This window comes from Methyloversatilis sp. (assembly GCF_965284615.1).
Classification (GTDB): domain Bacteria; phylum Pseudomonadota; class Gammaproteobacteria; order Burkholderiales; family Rhodocyclaceae; genus Methyloversatilis.
Window position 1 is genome coordinate 351,172 of the sequence record NZ_OZ260098.1, and the last position, 17,970, is coordinate 369,141.

Annotated in this window: 18 protein-coding genes and 1 pseudogene; 17 read left to right on the top strand and 2 right to left on the bottom strand. The window is 66.2% G+C overall.

The genetic code is table 11. The features are described 5' to 3' along the window. Nucleotide 1 precedes the first annotated feature (1 nt). The 15 genes and pseudogenes from ACQ66H_RS01700 (at nucleotide 2) to ruvA (ending at nucleotide 14,251) form a co-directional block, all read left to right on the top strand. Nucleotides 2–742 (top strand): class I SAM-dependent methyltransferase, encoded by a 741-nt coding sequence (locus ACQ66H_RS01700; protein ID WP_430432550.1) that lies wholly within the window; start codon nucleotides 2–4, stop codon nucleotides 740–742. 3 nt (nucleotides 743–745) lie between these two features. After that, on the top strand, nucleotides 746–1,957 hold the full coding sequence (locus tag ACQ66H_RS01705; RefSeq protein ID WP_430432551.1) for a CgeB family protein: 1,212 nt from the start codon (nucleotides 746–748) through the stop codon (nucleotides 1,955–1,957). Between the two features lies 1 nt (nucleotide 1,958). Further along, the gene (locus ACQ66H_RS01710; protein ID WP_430432552.1) at nucleotides 1,959–2,822 is read left to right on the top strand and encodes a glycosyltransferase family 2 protein; all 864 of its coding nucleotides are present in this window, start codon (nucleotides 1,959–1,961) and stop codon (nucleotides 2,820–2,822) included. Between the two features lie 8 nt (nucleotides 2,823–2,830). Next, nucleotides 2,831–4,894, top strand: coding sequence for an asparagine synthase (glutamine-hydrolyzing) (gene asnB / locus ACQ66H_RS01715; protein ID WP_430432553.1), 2,064 nt, complete (start codon nucleotides 2,831–2,833; stop codon nucleotides 4,892–4,894). Then, nucleotides 4,801–5,151 (top strand): annotated as a pseudogene (locus tag ACQ66H_RS01720) (glycosyltransferase); the annotation flags it as partial. The gene asnB and the pseudogene ACQ66H_RS01720, both read left to right, overlap by 94 nt. 176 nt (nucleotides 5,152–5,327) lie before the next feature. Further along, nucleotides 5,328–5,906: a glycosyltransferase gene (locus tag ACQ66H_RS01725; RefSeq protein ID WP_430432554.1), complete on the top strand. Its 579-nt coding sequence runs from the start codon at nucleotides 5,328–5,330 to the stop codon at nucleotides 5,904–5,906. A 2-nt stretch (nucleotides 5,907–5,908) separates the two neighbouring features. Next, the gene (locus ACQ66H_RS01730; RefSeq protein WP_430432555.1) at nucleotides 5,909–6,838 is read left to right on the top strand and encodes an NAD-dependent epimerase/dehydratase family protein; all 930 of its coding nucleotides are present in this window, start codon (nucleotides 5,909–5,911) and stop codon (nucleotides 6,836–6,838) included. Nucleotides 6,839–6,916: 78 nt separating this feature from the next. Further along, entirely contained in the window at nucleotides 6,917–7,903 is a 987-nt protein-coding gene (locus ACQ66H_RS01735; RefSeq protein ID WP_430432556.1) for an MraY family glycosyltransferase, read from the top strand. Continuing rightward, nucleotides 7,900–9,786 (top strand): polysaccharide biosynthesis protein, encoded by a 1,887-nt coding sequence (locus ACQ66H_RS01740; protein ID WP_430432557.1) that lies wholly within the window; start codon nucleotides 7,900–7,902, stop codon nucleotides 9,784–9,786. The genes ACQ66H_RS01735 and ACQ66H_RS01740 overlap by 4 nt, the downstream gene beginning before the upstream one ends. Next, entirely contained in the window at nucleotides 9,783–10,598 is an 816-nt protein-coding gene (locus ACQ66H_RS01745) for a symmetrical bis(5'-nucleosyl)-tetraphosphatase (RefSeq protein WP_430432558.1), read from the top strand. The genes ACQ66H_RS01740 and ACQ66H_RS01745 overlap by 4 nt, the downstream gene beginning before the upstream one ends. A gap of 79 nt (nucleotides 10,599–10,677) precedes the next feature. Then, nucleotides 10,678–11,085 carry a PTS sugar transporter subunit IIA gene (locus tag ACQ66H_RS01750; RefSeq protein ID WP_430432559.1) on the top strand — a complete coding sequence of 136 codons (408 nt, stop codon included), beginning with the start codon at nucleotides 10,678–10,680 and terminating at the stop codon, nucleotides 11,083–11,085. Further along, entirely contained in the window at nucleotides 11,072–11,341 is a 270-nt protein-coding gene (locus ACQ66H_RS01755) for an HPr family phosphocarrier protein (protein WP_430432560.1), read from the top strand. The genes ACQ66H_RS01750 and ACQ66H_RS01755 overlap by 14 nt, the downstream gene beginning before the upstream one ends. Continuing rightward, on the top strand, nucleotides 11,342–13,090 hold the full coding sequence (gene ptsP / locus ACQ66H_RS01760) for a phosphoenolpyruvate--protein phosphotransferase (RefSeq protein WP_430432561.1): 1,749 nt from the start codon (nucleotides 11,342–11,344) through the stop codon (nucleotides 13,088–13,090). It abuts the gene before it with no gap. Nucleotides 13,091–13,095: 5 nt separating this feature from the next. Beyond that, a complete protein-coding gene (ruvC, locus tag ACQ66H_RS01765; protein ID WP_430432562.1) occupies nucleotides 13,096–13,632 on the top strand; it encodes a crossover junction endodeoxyribonuclease RuvC in 537 nt (178 codons plus the stop codon). Between the two features lie 43 nt (nucleotides 13,633–13,675). Further along, on the top strand, nucleotides 13,676–14,251 hold the full coding sequence (gene ruvA / locus ACQ66H_RS01770) for a Holliday junction branch migration protein RuvA (protein ID WP_430432563.1): 576 nt from the start codon (nucleotides 13,676–13,678) through the stop codon (nucleotides 14,249–14,251). 159 nt (nucleotides 14,252–14,410) lie between these two features. Here ruvA and ACQ66H_RS01775 read toward each other — a convergent pair whose 3' ends face one another. After that, the gene (locus tag ACQ66H_RS01775) at nucleotides 14,411–15,547 is read right to left on the bottom strand and encodes an EAL and HDOD domain-containing protein (protein ID WP_430432564.1); all 1,137 of its coding nucleotides are present in this window, start codon (nucleotides 15,545–15,547) and stop codon (nucleotides 14,411–14,413) included. Between the two features lie 8 nt (nucleotides 15,548–15,555). Continuing rightward, nucleotides 15,556–16,569, bottom strand: a complete 1,014-nt coding sequence (locus ACQ66H_RS01780; RefSeq protein ID WP_430432565.1) for a CDP-6-deoxy-delta-3,4-glucoseen reductase — start codon at nucleotides 16,567–16,569, stop codon at nucleotides 15,556–15,558. A gap of 22 nt (nucleotides 16,570–16,591) precedes the next feature. Here ACQ66H_RS01780 and ACQ66H_RS01785 point away from each other — a divergent pair, with 22 nt between their 5' ends. Together ACQ66H_RS01785 and ACQ66H_RS01790 are read left to right on the top strand one after the other, a co-directional pair. Then, the gene (locus ACQ66H_RS01785) at nucleotides 16,592–17,530 is read left to right on the top strand and encodes an SDR family oxidoreductase (RefSeq protein WP_430432566.1); all 939 of its coding nucleotides are present in this window, start codon (nucleotides 16,592–16,594) and stop codon (nucleotides 17,528–17,530) included. Between the two features lie 11 nt (nucleotides 17,531–17,541). Further along, complete coding sequence (locus ACQ66H_RS01790) at nucleotides 17,542–17,970, top strand: CopD family protein (protein WP_304033384.1); 429 nt, start codon at nucleotides 17,542–17,544, stop codon at nucleotides 17,968–17,970.

The following is a 17,970-nucleotide window of genomic DNA, read 5'->3' on the forward strand; positions in this document are numbered from 1 at the left end:
GATGCTTTCCTTTCTCCGACGACAGTTGCGAACTAGCCCGTTGTTTGCTTTCAACCTTGTTTTTCGCGACCGCTGGGTGGCCCGTCAGGCTGCTTCGTTGCCGCGGGGGGCACGCATTCTCGATGTCGGCGCCGGCTCCTGCCCCTATCGTCCGTTGTTTGCGCACTGCGATTACCGGACTCAGGATTTCACCGGTCTGCAGGGCGAGCAGCTGCGCCACGGGGGCTACGGCCGCATCGACTATGTGTGTGACGCTGCCGAGATTCCCGCTCCGGACGCGAGTTTCGACGCGCTGCTATGCACCGAAGTCATTGAGCATCTTGCAGAGCCGGCGCGTGTGATCCGTGAGTTCGCACGCCTGCTCAGATCCGGCGGTCGCCTGATGCTCACCGCCCTGCTAGGCTCGGGCATCCACCAGGAACCCCATCATTACTACGGCGGATTTACCCCCTGGTGGTTCCAGCGAGTGCTTGCCGAGGCGGGGTTCGATGACATCAGGGTCGAATCCAACGCGGGCTCGTTCCGCTTCTTCTCCCAGGAGGCGATCCGCTTTGCGGCGACCACCATACCATTCCGCCGGCTTCCGTTCGCGCCCAGCCTTCTCTGGTGGCCGTTCTGGCTCGCACTGCTGCCGGTCCTTTGCGGTCTGATTCCGGTTGCTGCCGCCCTGCTTGACCGTTATGACCGCGAGCAGCGCTTTACCGTTGGCTATCACGTCACCGCCATCCGCCGTAGCGATTGACCGATGAGAGTGCTCTGCGTTTTCGGACGCCATAATTACGGAAACCCCGCGCGTGGCGAGGGGTATGAGTACAGCAACTTTTTGCCTGCTCTGCGCGCACTTGGCCATGACGTTCATCACTTCGAGTCCTGGGACCGCAGTGCGCATGCGGATTTTGCGGCGCTGAACACGGCGCTTCTCGACCGCGTGGATGCACTGCGTCCCGATCTGCTGTTCTGCGTGCTGATGGGCTACGAGATATGGACAGAAACACTGCGCGCCGTGCGCGCAGCAGGGTTGTCGGTGCTGAACTGGGGGACCGACGATTCCTGGAAGTACGCACAGTTCTCGCGCTTTGTGGCCCCGGAGGTCGATCTGTGGGCGACCACCTCCCATCTCGCCCTTGCGGCTGCGCGCAGGGATGGACTGCAGAACGTACGCTCCAGTCAGTGGGCTGCGAGCGGTGCGCGCACCTGCGAACCATTGCCTGCGGCACAGTGCGAGCATGACCTGACTTTCGTTGGCTCGGCCTATGGCAACCGCAGTCGCTGGATCAGACGCTTGCGCGAGCGTGGCCTCAACGTTGAGTGCTTCGGGCAGGGTTGGCCGAACGGACCGGTGGATGCAAAGCGTATTCCAGAGATCTACCGCAGTTCCCGTCTCAGTCTGAATTTCGGTGATTCGGGGCTGCAGTGGCGTGGGCTGCGTCCTTATCGCAGCCGCCAGATCAAGGCGCGCGTATTCGAGGTGCCGGCTGCCGGCGGGGTTCTGTTGACTGAAACGGCTGATCGGCTGGACGACTACTTCACGTGCGGTACCGAGATCGAAACGTTCTCCAGTGAGGACGAACTGGTCCGCGGGGCTCAGTCCTTGCTCGCTGATCCGGTGAGACGGGATGCCATGGCTTGGGCTGCTTACCGGCGTACGCTCGCGGAGCATCTCTATGAGCAGAGGTTCGCGCCACTGCTGGAAGAGTGCATTGATGCGCCGGGCCGAAGCAGGCTGCGCACGATCGAGCGCCATGACTTCAACCATGCAATTCGAGCCCACCGCACCGGTGCCGCCCTATCGGGTCTCAGAGCAGCGCTGGTGTGGCCGATGCAGCAGGTGTGGGGCGCTCGACGCGGCTCCCGGGCGGCACGCCGGCTGCTGTTCGAGTTGAGCTGGCGACTCTGCGGCGCGGCGACCTACCGGGCTTCCGGCCTGCCGGGACGCTTGTTCTACCGTGACAGCTGACATGACGGCCGCTGTTCCGCGCATCAGCATCGTGCTGTCCTTCCGCGATGCCGGCCCCGCACTGGACGATGCGCTGACTTCGCTGCGCTGGCAGACGGAGACGGACTGGGAGCTGATCGCAATCGACGATGGCTCGCGCGACGGCTCGGCCGAACGTCCAGGGCTGCATGGTGATCAACGAATCCATGTGATCAGACATGAGTTCAGCGCTGGACTGGCCGTGCGGCTGAACGAGGGGGTTGCCCTGGCGCGCGGCCGCTATATCGCGCGCATGGACGCAGACGACGTGGCCTTCCCGCAACGGCTTAAGGTCCAGGCGGACTTCCTTGATCACCATCCGGAGGTGGACCTGCTCGCCAGTTCGGTGCTCATGATCGACAACCGGGGCGAGCCCTTGGGCGTCGTCGCGAGCCCGGCGACGCACGAACGCATCGTGAGCCGCGCAGCGCTGAACTTTCCAATGCCTCATCCGACCTGGATGGGACGAGCGGATTGGTTCAGGGCGCACGGTTATGACGAGCGCGCGTTGAAGGCACAGGACCAGCATCTCCTTTACCGAACCCACCGCAATTCGCGTTTCGCCGCCATCGAGGCGCCTCTGCTGGCCTATCGCTACGACCGTCTGTCGGCGCGCAAGACGATGGTCGGGCGCTATCACTTCTTGCGGGCGCTGTGGTCGCACGGTAGCGCGCGCGACATTGTCCTCGGAACCACGCTGCATGCACTTGCTGCTGCGCGGGACCTGCTGGCGATGGTATTCGGGCTGGACAGAGAAGTCATGCGCGGTCGGGTGAGCGCGATTCCAGATACGCTGCGCGGCGACTGGAGTGAATTTAAACGGCAGCTGGAAGCTGCACGGAGCTGAACAACAATATGTGCGCAATCGCAGGTCTGTGGTTAACCACGACGGATCCAGCCCCGCCGCTCCTGGCGGCCATGGCGGCCGCCATGGTCCACCGCGGTCCGGATGACGGCGGGGCCTGGGTTGACCAGGGCACCGGCTTCGGCGTATCTCATCGCCGTCTCGCGATTGTAGACCTCTCGCCGGCGGGCCATCAGCCCATGCTGTCGCCCTGTGGCCGCTATGTCCTGGCATTCAACGGCGAGATCTACAACCACTCGGCGCTGCGTGCCGACCTCGAGAGAGACGGGACGATTCCGTGGCGCGGTCATTCGGATACCGAAACCCTGCTTGCCGGTTTCGTGCGATGGGGTTTCGAGGACACGCTGCGTCGCTGCGTCGGCATGTTCGCGATCGCTCTGTGGGATCGGGAGGCACGGGTGTTGCGGCTGGCGCGCGACCGGCTGGGCGAGAAGCCCCTCTACTTTGGTCGCTGTGGCGGCGATCTGGTCTTTGCATCCGAGCTGAAGGCGTTTGCGACCTTGCCGGGATGGGCGCCCCAGATCGATAGACAGGCGGTGTCGCTGTTCATGCGATACGCCTATGTACCCGCACCGTGGTCCATATATGCCGGCGTATGGAAGCTGGAACCCGGCGCCACCGTCCGTTTCGATGCTGCCGCGGCGGAGCCGGTGCATGGCCGTTACTGGCACGCGCTGTCGGCGGTGCAGGCGGCTCGCGCGCGGCCGTTCGCCGGATCCGTGTCCGATGCTGCCGATGAACTGGAGAAGCTGCTCGGCGAGACCATACGGCTGCAGAGCGTGGCGGACGTGCCACTGGGTGCCTTCCTGTCCGGAGGCATCGATTCCTCCACCGTAGTCGCGCTCATGCAGGCGCATGGCGGCGAGCCGGTACGTACCTTCAGCATCGGATTCAATGAACAGGGCTACGACGAAGCACAGCATGCGGCGGCTGTCGCCCGTCACCTGGGGACACGGCACACTGAACACTACGTCAGCGCCGACGAGGCGCGTGCGGTCGTGCCACTGTTGCCTGCGATGTACGACGAGCCGTTCGGCGATTCGTCGCAGATTCCAACGTATCTGGTGTCGAAGCTGGCGCGCAGCCAGGTGACGGTGAGCCTGTCCGGCGACGGCGGTGACGAGCTGTTCGGCGGTTACAACCGCTATTTCATCGCTCAGGCGTTATGGCGCAAGCTGGAGCGTCTGCCAACACCGCTGCGTGCCCGGGCTGCCAGCATGATTCGCGGGGTGCGGCCCGCGACCTGGTCGCGCCTGATACGGCCGTTATTGCCATTGCTGCCCGCGGCCTACCGCTATGCAAATCCTGGCGACAAGCTGCACAAGCTGGCCGAGGTGCTTGCGCTGGTCGAGCCGCGCGCGCTGTACGACCGCCTGGTGCGCTTCTGGGAGTGGGAGGTGTGCCCGGGCGTCGGACCCGTGCCCGGCCTGGCTTCGGACGCTGCATGGACTCAGTTCGAGGATTTCACCGACGCGATGATGTACGCCGACACCGTGACCTACCTGCCGGACGACATTCTGGTGAAGGTTGATCGCGCGTCGATGGCCGTCAGTCTCGAATCGCGCGTACCGTTGCTCGATCATCGCATCGTCGAGTTTGCCTGGTCCCTGCCGGCGACTGCGCGCGCCGGGGGGGGTGGGCAAGCGCGTGCTGCGAGCGGTGCTGGCGCGGCATGTGCCGACTGCGCTGACCGACCGACCGAAGATGGGTTTTGGCATACCCATCGGCGACTGGCTGCGTGGCCCGCTGCGCGCGTGGGCCGACGCGCTGCTCGATCCGCAGCGCCTGGCGGCGGACGGCTATCTGGATGCGAGACTGGTACAGGCGCGATGGACGGAACACCTGTCAGGCCGCCGCAACTGGGAATATTCGGTCTGGAACGCTCTTATATTCCAGTCCTGGCTCGAGCACTGGCATGGTTCCCGCTGAACGTCCGGACGTCCTTGCCGGCAGGACACTGCTGTTCTTCGTCACCGAAGACTTCTACTTCGAATCCCATCGCCTTCCACTTGCCCTCGCGGCATGCGACGCGGGGCTGCGGGTCGTGCTGGTGACACGTTGCAATGAACGTTCTGCGCACCTGCGCGACCTGGGTATCGAGGTGATTCCGCTGGAAATCGAACGCGGTGGCGTTAACCTGGTGCGCGACTTTGCTTTGCTGTGTCAGGTGTGCGGCATCTATCGTCGGGTGCGTCCCGACGTGGTGCATCACGTGGCAATGAAGCCGGTGATCTATGGCAGCGTCGCGGCCCGCGTGGCCGGTGTCCGCCGCGTCGTCAATGCGCTGGCGGGTCTGGGATTCGTCTTTTCCTCGTCCGCGCCGAAGGCGCGGCTGCTGCGGCCGGTTGTCCGACTGATGTTGCGTTTCGTCCTGGCAGCGCCGGGAAGCCGGCTCATCCTCCAGAACCGGGACGACCAAGCCATGTTTCCGCACGAGGGCCTGTGCCCGGCGGACCAGATTCGGCTGGTCCCCGGTGTGGGTGTCACTTGCAGCGCTTCATCGTGCAACCGGAGCCGGAGGGCCGTGTGCGCATCGTGCTGCCTGCACGCATGCTCGTTGACAAGGGCGTCGCCGAATTTGTCGAGGCAGCCAGGCTGCTGCGCGAGCGCGGGTTTGAAGCCGAATGCGTGCTGGCGGGTGGGACCGATTCCCAGAATCCGGCGGCGATCAGCGAAAAGCAGCTCCGCTCATGGCACGATGCGGGCCTTGTCTCCTGGATGGGACACTGCGCCGACATGCCCGCTACCCTTGCCGCCTGCCACATCGTGTGCCTGCCGTCCTACCGCGAGGGTTTACCCAAGGTACTGCTCGAGGCGTGCGCCAGTGGCCGGCCCATCGTGACCACCGATGTGCCGGGGTGCCGGGACGTCGTGTGTGATGAGGTCAACGGCTTGCTGGCACGCGTGCGCGACGCTGCAGACCTCGCCGACAAGCTGGCGCGGCTGGTGGTGGATCCGAAGCTGCGCCGGCGGATGGGGGCGGCCGGGCGCGCAAGAGCCGAGTTGAATTTCTCGTTGGCACGTTCGGCCGAGCAAACGCTCGACATCTATCGCGAGCTGATCTGAGCATGCGCGTACTGGTCACCGGTGCATCAGGGTTCGTGGGCCGCGCGCTCTGCCCGGCCTTGGGGGCGGCTGGACACAGCGTGCTTCGCGCGGTGCGCCGCGACGACGGCCAGCCAGATACGGTGGTCAGCGGCGACCTTGGCCCGTTGTGCGAATGGCTCGATCGTGTCGAGTGTCCGGACGTGATCGTGCACCTGGCGGCTCGTGTGCACCAGATGAACGAGCGTCAGGACGACGCCGAGCGCCTTCATCAGCAGGCCAATACGCAGGGCACGCTCGCGCTTGCGCGTCGTGCGCGCGAGCGTGGTGTCCGGCGTTTCGTGTTCGTGAGCAGCGTGAAAGTCAATGGCGAAGGCAGATCGCAGCCTTACCGAGCCGACGACATACCGAGACCGGCCGATGCCTACGCGCGCTCCAAAGCCGATGCAGAAGCAGGATTGATGCAGATTGCGGCGCAGGGTGGCATGGAGGTCGTCATCATCCGCCCGCCACTGGTCTACGGCCCCGGTGTCGGCGGCAACTTCGGAAGTCTCCTGAAGTGGGTACGCCGCGGTTATCCGTTGCCGCTGGCGTCAGTCACCGACAACCGTCGGTCGTTGGTGGCGATCGACAACCTGGTGAGTCTTATTGTGCTGTGCATTGATCATCCGTCGGCGGTCGGGGCGATCTGGATGGTCAGCGATGATCAGGACGTATCGACCGCCGAACTGCTGCAGCGCATGGCCGCCGTGTTCGGGCGTCCGGCGAGGCTGTGGCCGCTGCCACCCGCAGTACTGGAGCTGATCGCCGTGATCTGCGGAAAGCGGGCGGCGATGGTGCGGCTGTGTGGCAACTTGTCGGTTAACGTGTCGGCCACCCGACGCACCTTGGGCTGGTCGCCGGTAGTGTCGCTGGACGAAGGTCTGCGCCGCTGCGGACGCGACACGGCCTGAGTGGAACCGACGCCTCGGGTAGCGCCCCGCTTGATAAGATAGGGGACATACGCGATCCGCGTGGTTCCGTCCCGATCCATGTTTCCCGAATTTTTCGTGCCGGGCTTGACCGCCTTTCTTCTGACGGCTGTCGTGCTTCAGTTGCTGCTCGTGCGCGCACACCGCTTCCTGCCGGTTGACCGGCCGAACGAACGGTCTTTGCATGCGCGGCCGGTTCCACGGTTCGGGGGCCTCGCAATACTCGTAGGCTCGGCGCTGGCACTCATGCTGCCCGGAGGCGTCGCGCCGCTCTGGTTGTGGCCGGTTCCGGTTCTGGCTGCGATTTCTCTGCTCGATGACTTCCTCTCGCTGCCTGCGGTGCCTCGCTTCATTGTTCAGATTGCGGTGGCAGCGGCGTTTGCGCTGATGCAGTCGATCAATCCGCTCTGGCTACTGCCGGTGATCGTCGCGATGGTCTGGATGACCAATCTGTACAATTTCATGGATGGTTCGGACGGGTTGGCCGGTGGGATGGCGCTGTCCGGTTTCAGTGCCTACGCGCTGCTGGCCTCGCTTGCCGGCGACGGCGAATTGGCTGTCGTCAGCGCCGTACTGTGCGGTGCGGCACTCGCTTTCCTGTTGCGTAACCTGCATCCCGCCAGCGTGTTCATGGGGGACGCCGGGTCGATACCATTGGGCTTCCTGGCTGCTGCAATCGGCTTGATCGGGGTCCAGCGAGGCATCTGGGACGTTTGGCTGCCGCTGCTCGTGTTCCTCGTGTTCATCGCTGACGCTACAGTGACACTGCTGCAACGTCTGCGACGTGGCGAGCGAGTCTGGCAGCCGCACCGTACGCACTACTATCAGCGCCTCGTGCGCATGGGCTTCGGGCATGCGGGTACGGCGAAACTATACTTCGCGGTCATGGTCGGTTGCGCTGCTTGCGCGGTGCTGGTGCAGTTGAATGCTCCCCGTTTCGGACCGGCCCTGCTGGGTGCGTGGGCGCTGCTCTTCATACTGATGGGTCGTCGTGTCAACCGGCGTTGGCGCGCCTTCGAACAGACGGCCGCAGGAGGACCGCAATGAGCATCCCGATTTCTCGCGCTACTGTTGTGTCGCTGTGCGACATCGGCCTGGCCGCCGTCGCCTGGTATCTGTCGTATCTGCTGCGCTTCAACTTCTCAATTCCAGCCGAGTTCATTCACTCCTTCGTCTCCACACTGCCTTGGGTAGTGGCTGCGCAGGCGTTCGTGTTCAGGCTGTTCGGGCTTTATCAGGGCATCTGGCGTTTCGCCAGCCTGCCGGATCTGCAGCAGCTGGTGCGTGCCGTTGCGGCCGCGTCGCTGTGCGCCCCGGTTATCGTGCTGATGGCAATGTGGGTGGTCGTGCCGCGTTCGGTCTATGTATTGGACCCCATCCTGCTGATCATGCTGATGGGCGGCGCCCGGTTCGCCTACCGGGCTTGGCGCGAAAAGCGCGAGTTCGGCGCACTGATGGCCAAGGGAAAGCCGGTGCTCATACTTGGCGCAGGAGAGACCGCTGCGAGCCTGTTGCGCGAGATTGGCCGCTCGGGCCAGTGGCGCGTCGTAGGGCTGCTGGACGACAATGCACGCAAGCATGACCGCACGCTTTACGGCTTGCGTGTGCTCGGACCGGTGCGAGACCTTGAGCGTCATGCCCGTGAGCAGAGAGCGTCGCACGCCATCATCGCCATGCCCAACGCCTCGCACGAGGTGCGGCGCGAAGCGGCGAACGCCTGCGTGCGTGCCGGCGTAAAGCCGATGACGGTGCCGTCTTTTGACGATCTGATCAGCGGCAAGGTGGCGGTGGCGTCGGTGCGTGAAGTAGAGGTCGAGGATCTGCTCGGTCGCGATCCGGTCAAGATCGATGCGCCGCGACTGCGTCAGCTGATCGAGGGACAGGTGGTGATGGTCACCGGCGCTGGCGGTTCGATCGGTTCGGAACTGTGCCGCCAGATCGCACGGTTCTCGCCGTCGGCCATCGTCGCCTTCGAGCGCAGCGAGTTCTTCCTTTACACACTGGTCGAGGAGTTCGCCGAGCTGTTTCCGCACGTGCGCATCGAGCCGGTGATCGGTGATGTGCGCGAGGAGGACCGCCTGCTGGCGACGATGTCGCGCTTCAGGCCGGTGGTGGTGTTTCATGCGGCGGCCTACAAGCATGTGCCGCTGATGGAGGATGTGAACGCGGCGGAAGCCGTGCGCAACAACGTCGGCGGCACGCTGGCCGCGGCACGGGCTGCGCAGGCCAGCGGCGTGCCGCGTTTCGTGCTGGTGTTGACCGACAAGGCGGTGAATCCGGTCAACGTGATGGGCGCGACCAAGCGGCTGGCCGAGATGGGCTGCCAGGCGCTGGCGGCGCGTGGCGGCGATACCCTGTTCAGCACGGTGCGCTTCGGCAACGTACTGGGCAGTGCCGGCAGCGTCATCCCGAAGTTCCAGGAACAGATCGCCCGTGGCGGTCCGGTCACGGTCACTCACCCGGACATCATCCGTTACTTCATGTCCATCCCCGAGGCGGCACAGCTGGTGCTGCAGGCGGCGCTGATGGGCGAGGGCGGGGAGATTTTCGTGCTCGACATGGGCGAGCCGGTGCGCATTGCCGACCTGGCGCGCGACATGATCCGTCTGTCCGGCGCGTCGGAATCCGAGGTGAAGATCGAGTTCACAGGGCTGCGCCCGGGCGAAAAGTTGTACGAGGAGCTGTTGGCCAGCGACGAGACGACGCGGCCGACCCATCACCCGAAGGTGCGTATCGCGCGTGCGCGGGCGATCGATGACGCGCTGTGGCTGGGCCGGCTCGAGCGCTGGCTGACCGGCCCCTTGCCGGCCGAGCCGGCCGCCGTCCGAGCCGAACTGGCGCAGTGGGTACCGGAATACATTCCGCAAGGTGACGGCCCGGCACCGTCGCCGGCTCCGTCCGCCGAAGTTCGCAGCGGTACCGGCGCATGAGCACCTGGGCGATTGGCGATCTGCAGGGCTGTTTCGACCCGCTCGAAACGCTGCTCGAGCGCTGCGGCTTCGATCGCTGTCGTGACCGGCTGTGGTTTGTCGGCGATCTGGTCAATCGTGGTCCGAAGTCGCTGGAAACCCTGCGTTTCGTGCGCGATCTCGGCGACGCTGCGGTGACCGTGCTCGGCAACCACGACCTGTCGCTGCTGATGATCGCCGCCGGTCACGGCAAGCAGCACCGGCTGGACACCTTCCACCACGTACTCGATGCGCCTGACCGCGACGAGCTGCTGGCCTGGTTGCGCGAGCGGCCGATGATGCACGTCGAAGGCGGGTTCGCGATGGTGCATGCGGGCCTGCTGCCGCAGTGGGACGTGGTGCAGGCGATGCTGCTGGCGCGCGAGGTCGAGGACGCGCTGCGCGGGCCACAGCACGCCGAGTTCATGCATCGCATGTGGGGCAGCGATCCGGCGGCCTGGAGCGACACGCTGACCGGCTGGGACCGCCTGCGCGTCATCGTCAATGCGCTCACGCGGATGCGCTTCTGCACGCCGGCCGGGCACATGGAGTTCTTCAGCAAGGGCTCGCCGGACGAGCCGCCGCCGGGACACCTGCCGTGGTTCGACGTCGAGGCTGCGCGCTGGCGTACGCACACCGTGGTGTGCGGCCACTGGTCGGCGCTGGGCTATCGCCGCGCTTCCAATCTGATCGCGCTGGACTCGGGTTGCCTGTGGGGCGGCGAGCTCACCGCGGTGCGGCTGGAAGACCATACCGTGGTGCAGGTGCCTTGCGAGCGCTGCGCCCGCTTCTGATCTGCGCAGTCCGCCGTGCCGGCATCCCGGTTCAAGCCGGTTGCAGCGCTTAGAATGCCGCCAAGGGAGAATTCAAACGATGATCGGCCTGTTTCTGATTACGCACAGCAGCTATGGCGAGTCGCTGATCCAGTGCGCCTGCCACGTGCTCAACACGCGGCCGGCGCAGATCGCGCAGCTCGGCGTGTCCGGGCAGGACGATCCGCTGGACCTGCTGCCGCTGGCGCGGCGGATGATGTCCGTCGTCAACAGCGGTGAAGGCGTGCTGCTGCTGACCGACATCTTCGGCGCCACGCCATCCAATCTGGCGCTCAAACTGTGCGTGCCGGACAAGGTCGAGGCGGTGTCCGGCGTCAATCTGCCCATGCTGCTGCGCACGCTGACCTATCGCGAGCGCGAGACGCTGCACGGGCTGGTCAACAAGGCGGTCAGCGGTGGCCGCGACGGAGTGATGGCGATGAAGGTGGGGCGCGATGCCAAGACATGAGATCGAGATCACCAACAAGCTGGGCCTGCACGCGCGCGCCTCGGCCAAGCTGACCCAGATCGCCAGCCGCCACGGCTGCGAGGTGTGGCTGGAGCGCAACGGGCGACGCATCAATGCGAAGAGCATCATGGGCGTCATGATGCTGGCGGCCGCCAAGGGCTCGGTCATCGTCATCGAGACCGAAGGCGCCGACGCCGACGCTGCCATGGCTGCACTGGTCGCGCTGATCGAGGACAAGTTCGGCGAGGGCGAGTAAGTGACCTTTACGCTGCACGGTCTCGCCGTTTCCGGCGGCATCGCGATCGGTCACGCCTATCTTGTGTCGCACGCGACGCTCGAGGTGGCCCACTATTCGCTGCCGCCGCGCAAGGTCGATGACGAAGTGGTCCGACTGGGCCGCGCCTTCGACGCGGTGCGCGCCGAACTGGCCGAGCTGCGCAGCGGCCTGCTGAACGACGGCACCGAGGCGCGCGGCGAACTGCTCGCTTTCGTCAACCTGCACAGCATGATTCTCGACGATCCGCTGCTGCTCGACGAGGCCGGTGAGTACATCCGCAGCCGCCGCTGCAACGCCGAGTGGGCGATCAAGCGGCAGATGGATCGTCTGGTCGAGCAGTTCGAACAGATCGACGACGCCTACCTGCGCAGCCGCAGCGCCGACGTGGTGCAGGTGGTCGAGCGCGTGATCAAGGCGCTGGCCGGCAAGCGCAATCGCGTCAGTACCCGCCGGCGCGACACCGACAGCATCGTCGTCGCGCACGACCTGTCGCCGGCCGACACCATACAGTTCAAGGCGCAGCGCATTGCCGCCTTCGTCACCGATCTGGGCGGCGCCACATCGCACACTGCCATCGTTGCCCGCAGCCTGGCGATTCCGGCGCTGGTCGGCATGCACCAGGCGCGCCGGCTGATCCAGGACGATGACATGCTCATCGTCGATGGCGTGCGCGGCGTACTCATCATCAATCCGGACGAGCGCATCCTCGACGAATACCGGCTGCGTGCGCGCGAGATCGAGATCGAGCGCTCGAAACTGAAGCGCCTGACCGGCGCCGTCGCCACCACGCTCGACGGCGAGGCGGTGCAGCTGTTCGCCAACATCGAACTGCCACAGGACGTCGAACAGGTGCGCGAGGTCGAAGCCGATGGCATCGGTCTGTTCCGCACTGAGTTCATGTTCCTGAACCGCGACGACCTGCCGGACGAGGACGAGCAGTTCGAGGCCTACCGCAGCGTGGTGCAGGCGATGAAGGGCAAGCCGGTCACCTTGCGTACGCTGGACATCGGCGCCGACAAGGCGCTGCGTGGCGCCGAGCGCAGCGAAGCAAACCCGGCGCTGGGCCTGCGCGCGATCCGCTACTGCCTGGCCGAACCGCGCATGTTCGTCACCCAGCTGCGCGCCATCCTGCGCGCCGCGCACTACGGCAAGGTGCGCATCATGCTGCCCATGGTGGCTTTCCAGCACGAGATCGAATCGGCGCTTGCGATGGTCGCGCTGGCCAAGCAGCAGCTGCGCGAGGCGAACCGCAAGTTCGACGACCGTGTCGAGATCGGCGCCATGGTCGAGATCCCGGCTGCGGCGCTGGCGCTCGGCACGCTGATGAACCACTTCAGCTTCCTGTCCATCGGCACCAATGACCTGATTCAGTACACGCTGGCGATCGACCGCGCCGACGAGGCGGTGGCGCATCTTTACGACCCGCTGCATCCGGCCGTGCTGCGCCTGGTGCAGCAGGTGATCGCGCAGGCGAAGCGGGCCGGCATGCCGGTGGCGGTGTGCGGTGAGATGGCCGGCGAACCGCAGTTCGCACGCCTGCTGCTGGGCATGGGTCTGCGCCAGTTCTCGATGCATCCGTCGCAGCTGCTGGAGGTGAAGCGCGAGGTGCTGCGCTGCGATTGCGGCGACATCGCGCCGCGCGTGATCAAGCTGCTGCGTTCTGACGACCCGATCCGCATCCGCGAGCAACTCGAGCGCATCAACGTCGGCAGCGGCATCGTGCAGTGAGCGGCATGCGCATCCTGGGCATCGATCCCGGCCTGCGCATCACCGGCTTCGGCGTGCTCGAAGCCGAGGGTGCGAAGTTGCGTTACGTCGCCAGCGGCCGCATCACCTCGAACGAACGCGAGCCCTTGCCGTCGCGCATCGCCACGCTGTTCGCCGGTATCCGCGAGGTGGTCAACACCTGGCAGCCGACGCACGCGGCGGTGGAAATCGTCTTCGTGAACGTGAACCCGCAATCGACGCTGCTGCTCGGTCAGGCGCGCGGCGCCGCGCTGTCGGCGCTGACCGCCACCGGCCTGCCGGTCGCCGAGTACACTGCGTTGCAGGTGAAGCAGGCGGTGGTCGGGCACGGCAAGGCCAACAAGGAGCAGGTGCAGTACATGGTGGCCCGCTTGCTGGCGCTGGCCGCCGCGCCCGGCACCGACGCCGCCGACGCGCTGGCCTGCGCCATCTGCCACGCGCACGCTGCGCGCGGCATGGGCGCCATCGGCGGCCCCGGCGCGCGCCGTCGCGGCGGGCGTATCATCGCCCGTCGTCCGGCCTGACCGCATCCCTCGCGGCAAGCGCCTTCAGTCTCCCGGAGTTTTCATGATCGGTCGCCTCACCGGCTCGCTGCTGGAAAAGAATCCGCCGCGCATCCTGCTCGACGTGCAGGGTGTGGGTTATGAAGTCGATGTGCCGATGAGCACCTTCTACAATCTGCCTGCCATCGGTGAGCGGGTGACCCTGCACACGCATTTCGTCGTCCGCGAGGACGGGCACTTCCTGTTCGGCTTCGGTGCGCCGTCCGAGCTGGCGGCCTTCCGCCAGCTGGTGAAGATCAGCGGCATCGGCCCGCGCATGGCGCTGGCCGTGCTGTCCGGCATGTCGGTCGATGAACTGGCGCGCGTGGTGGCGATGCAGGAGGCGGGGCGGCTGACCAAGATCCCGGGCATCGGCAAGAAGACGGCCGAGCGGCTGCTGCTGGAGCTGCGCGACAAGCTGATGCCCACCGCGTCGCTGGCCGCCGCGGTCGCGCCCGATGCCGGCGCCGACATCCTGAACGCGCTGATGGCGCTCGGCTACAGCGACCGCGAGGCGCAAGCGGCGCTGAAGACGCTGCCGGAAGGCGTCAGCGTGTCGGATGGCATCCGCCAGGCCTTGAAGGCGCTGTCGAAGGCCTGATACGACACGGATTCACCCGTGGCAGTGGCGGGCCGCCCGCTTCGATCAGGGCTGCTATCGCGAGCAAGCTCGCTCCCACCGGGAAAAGACCGGCTCCGACGGCAGGTCGGCGGGTTATTGCCGGAACGCTGTCGGCTGCGCGGTCTTCCGAACCGGAACTCAGAACTCCAGCGTATCGGCGAACTTCAGCGCCGACAGCTGGGCGCGATTGACGGCGTCGGCACTCAGGCCGAGTGCGTGCGTCAATTCCGACAGCGCGTCGGCCGAGGCGTCCTCGCAGGCGCGGGCCAGTTTCAGGAAGGGCGTGTAGGCGCCGTCCTGGCCGAGCAGGGCGTCGCTGATGCGGTCCGGCAGCGACATTTCCTCCAGCACCTTGTCCATCGGCGCGCCGAGCAGGCGGTCGAGCAGCGAAAAGGCGCCGGTGATGAACAGATTGTCGTGTTCCTCGCGCGGGAAGAACTCGGCGCCCAGCACTTCCATCAGCCGGCCGCGGGCGATCGCCGCCTGCATCAGCGCCGGCGCCGACGGGTCCTTGCCGGCGGTCACCAGCAGCAGCGACAGCCACTTGTTCAGCTTTTCGTAGCCGAGGATGACCACGGCGTGGCGGAAGGACTGCACCTGGCACATCAGGCCGAAGCCGGCCGAATTGATGTAGCGCAGCAGCTTGAAGGACAGCGCCACGTCCTGCTTCATCGCGTCCTCGATCTGTTTGGGGTCGGCGTTGCGGCGGACCAGGTTCAGCACGCGCACGATCTGTGCATGCGCCGGCGCGAGCTTCTTCGCCGTCGTCTGGCCGGCCTTGAAGAACCAGCCGGCGGCACCGCCGTAACCGGCCTTGATCGCGGCATCGAAAGCGGCCGGCTCGTCGATGCCGGTGGCGATCAGGATGCCCGGCACGCGGATGGTGACCGGCTGCACGCGGGCGTCGGCCATCACGAAGCGGAAGGCGAGGCCGGCAGGGATTTCAGTCCCGGCCTTGTAATCGGACAGCACCAGCGGCAGGCCGGACTGCGCCAGTTGCGACACCGCCTGTGCGGTCACCGGGTCGGCCAGCGAGGGCGCGGCGACCTCCAGCATGGCGCCTTCCGGCGCGATCCAGTCGGCCAGCGTGGCGTCCGGCCGGCAGCCGGCGAGGCCGACAAAGACCGGGCGCGCCAGCGGCCAGTCATCGCCGATCGATTCGAGCGCGGCCACCGCCGTCGCGGAGTCCGGTGCGTGCACGCGCAGCCGTGTGGCAGTGATCGCCCGCTGCTTGTTGACCACCGGTTCCCGGGTGAAGAAAACGTCCTGGTCCATTACGTCGATTACGTTGAATAGGTGAAGGAGTCAGCGTGAAAGTGTTCTATCGGCAGACGGCACTGGCGGGTGAAGTCCTCCTTCGCCGCATCGATCATCGCCGGGCCGCCACAGGCATAGACCTGGTGACCCGACAGGTCGGGCAGATCGGCCATGACGACCTGATGGACGAAGCCGGTGCGACCATCCCACTCGTCGCCGGCAGCCGGCTCCGACAGTACCGGCACGTAGCGGAAGCCGGGCAGGGCGCCGACCCAGCTCTGGGCCAGTTCGTGCATGTACAGGTCCTGTTTCGTGCGTGCGCCCCAGTACAGCGTGATCGGCTGCGTGTAGCCGATCTTGATCGCGTGTTCGATCACCGCCTTGATCGGCGCGAAACCCGTGCCACCGGCCAGCATGATCACTGGCCGCTCGACGTCCTCGCGCAGGAAGAAACTGCCGTGCGGGCCCTCGAAACGCAGGATGTCGCGTTCCTTCATCGCACCGAACACGTGGCCGGTGAAATGGCCGCCCGGCACCTCGCGGATATGCAGCGTGATGAATTCGTCGTCGTGCGGCGCGTTGGCGATCGAGAAGCTGCGGCGCTTGCCTTCCTTCAGCAGGAAGTCGATGTACTGGCCGGCCAGGAACTGCAGGCGTTCGTTGGCCGGCAGCTTCAGCTTGAGCAGCATCACGTCGGGTGCGAGTTTCTGCATTTCCTGCACGCGGGTGGGCAGGGTACGCACCGCGATGTCCTTCAGGCCGCCCACTTCGCGGCATTCCAGCTGCAGGTCCGAACAGGCGGTGGCGACGCAGAACAGCGCATAGCCCTGGGCCTTCTCGGCCTCGGTCAGCTTGGCGGCCTGGTACTTGCCGTAATCGACGGTGCCGGACAGCACCTTGCCCTTGCACGAACCGCAGGCGCCGTTGCGGCAGCCGTAGGGCAGGTTGAAGCCGGCGGCCAGGGCGGCGTCGAGCAGGCGGGTTTCGGAATCGGTGGTGAAGTGATGCTGGCTGGGCTGGAGCGTGACCTGATAGGACATGGCTGCGTGAGACAATCCGGTAATGAAGATGACGAGCAGACCGCGACGCGCCACCCCCGCAAACTGGTGCGGCGCCCGGTCAAGACTGCTGATTGTAGGCTGTGGCGACGTTGCGCGTCGCGCCCTGCCGTGGCTTGCCCGCCGGATACGCGTGCTGGCGCTCGTGCGCAGCGATGCCGCGGCGGCCGACTTGCGCCCGCTGGGCGTGCGCTGCGTGCGCGCCGACCTCGATGAGCGGCGCAGCCTTCTGCGCGTCGCCGCGCTCGCCAGCCGGGTGTGGCATTTCGCGCCGCCGCCGAATTCGGGGTCGGCGACCGACCCGCGCAGCCGGGCGCTGGTCAACGCGCTGGCGCGCGCCGGTCGTGTGCGTCGGCTCTGTTACATCAGCACCAGCGGCGTGTACGGCGACTGCGGCGGTGCCCTCGTGCCGGAGAGCCGGCCGTTGCGGCCGGCCAGCGCCCGCGGCAAGCGACGGGTCGATGCCGAGCGCGCCGTGCGCACGCTGGCGCGGCGTGGCGTTGCCGTATCCATCCTGCGTGCGCCCGGCATCTACGGGCCGGACCGCCTGCCGCTTGAGCGCCTGCAGCGCGGTGATCCGGTGCTGCAGACCGACGACGACGTGCACACCAATCACATCGACGCCGGAGATCTCGCCCGCCTGGCCTGGGCCGCGCTGCACCGCGCCCGCGGCGGCCGTACCTTCAATGCCAGCGACGACACCCGGCTGAAGATGGCCGACTATTTCGACCGCGTCGCCGACGCCTTCGCGCTGCCGCGCCCGCCGCGCGTCACGCGCGCCGAGGCGGCGCAGAAGCTGTCGCCGATGACGCTTTCCTTCATGGGTGAGTCGCGCGTGCTCGACAACCGCCGCATGAAGCGCGAACTGCGCGTCCGGCTGGCGCGGCCCGACGTCAACGCCGTGCTCGCCGCCGCACTGAATTCTCCTTCCACGACCTCCTGACCCTGTCAACCATGCAAAGCAGTTACCTCTGGGCCAAGGCCCTGCACATCGTTTTCGTCACCAGCTGGTTTGCCGGCCTGTTCTACCTGCCGCGCATCTTCGTCAATCTGGCCATGCTCGGGCCGGACGAAACCGCGGTGCGCGACCGCCTGCTGCTGATGTCGCGCAAGCTGCTGCGCTTCATGGGCCCGCTGGCCGGGCTGGCGGTCGGCTTCGGCCTCTGGCTGTGGCTGGGCGAAGGCATTTCCGGCGGCTGGATGCACGCCAAGCTCACGCTGGTGCTGCTGCTGGTCGGCTACCACCACTACTGCGCCCGCCTGCTGCGGGACTTCGAAGCCGGGCGGAACACGCGCAGCCACGTCTGGTACCGCTGGTTCAACGAAGCGCCGGTGCTGGTGCTGTTCCTGGTCGTCATCCTCGTCGTGCTGAAGCCTTTCTGA

Bases quoted from the DNA above. Each gene is read 5' to 3' on its own strand.
- ACQ66H_RS01775 (WP_430432564.1), bottom strand. From the start codon at position 15,547: ATGGACCAGGACGTTTTCTTCACCCGGGAACCGGTGGTCAACAAGCAG.
- ACQ66H_RS01730 (WP_430432555.1), top strand. From the start codon at position 5,909: ATGCGCGTACTGGTCACCGGTGCATCAGGGTTCGTGGGCCGCGCGCTC.
- ACQ66H_RS01740 (WP_430432557.1), top strand. From the start codon at position 7,900: ATGAGCATCCCGATTTCTCGCGCTACTGTTGTGTCGCTGTGCGACATC.
- ACQ66H_RS01705 (WP_430432551.1), top strand. From the start codon at position 746: ATGAGAGTGCTCTGCGTTTTCGGACGCCATAATTACGGAAACCCCGCG.
- ACQ66H_RS01710 (WP_430432552.1), top strand. From the start codon at position 1,959: ATGACGGCCGCTGTTCCGCGCATCAGCATCGTGCTGTCCTTCCGCGAT.
- ruvA (WP_430432563.1), top strand. From the start codon at position 13,676: ATGATCGGTCGCCTCACCGGCTCGCTGCTGGAAAAGAATCCGCCGCGC.
- ACQ66H_RS01750 (WP_430432559.1), top strand. From the start codon at position 10,678: ATGATCGGCCTGTTTCTGATTACGCACAGCAGCTATGGCGAGTCGCTG.
- ACQ66H_RS01790 (WP_304033384.1), top strand. From the start codon at position 17,542: ATGCAAAGCAGTTACCTCTGGGCCAAGGCCCTGCACATCGTTTTCGTC.
- ACQ66H_RS01735 (WP_430432556.1), top strand. From the start codon at position 6,917: ATGTTTCCCGAATTTTTCGTGCCGGGCTTGACCGCCTTTCTTCTGACG.
- ACQ66H_RS01780 (WP_430432565.1), bottom strand. From the start codon at position 16,569: ATGTCCTATCAGGTCACGCTCCAGCCCAGCCAGCATCACTTCACCACC.
- ACQ66H_RS01785 (WP_430432566.1), top strand. From the start codon at position 16,592: ATGAAGATGACGAGCAGACCGCGACGCGCCACCCCCGCAAACTGGTGC.
- ACQ66H_RS01755 (WP_430432560.1), top strand. From the start codon at position 11,072: ATGCCAAGACATGAGATCGAGATCACCAACAAGCTGGGCCTGCACGCG.
- ruvC (WP_430432562.1), top strand. From the start codon at position 13,096: ATGCGCATCCTGGGCATCGATCCCGGCCTGCGCATCACCGGCTTCGGC.
- ACQ66H_RS01745 (WP_430432558.1), top strand. From the start codon at position 9,783: ATGAGCACCTGGGCGATTGGCGATCTGCAGGGCTGTTTCGACCCGCTC.
- asnB (WP_430432553.1), top strand. From the start codon at position 2,831: ATGTGCGCAATCGCAGGTCTGTGGTTAACCACGACGGATCCAGCCCCG.
- ACQ66H_RS01700 (WP_430432550.1), top strand. From the start codon at position 2: ATGCTTTCCTTTCTCCGACGACAGTTGCGAACTAGCCCGTTGTTTGCT.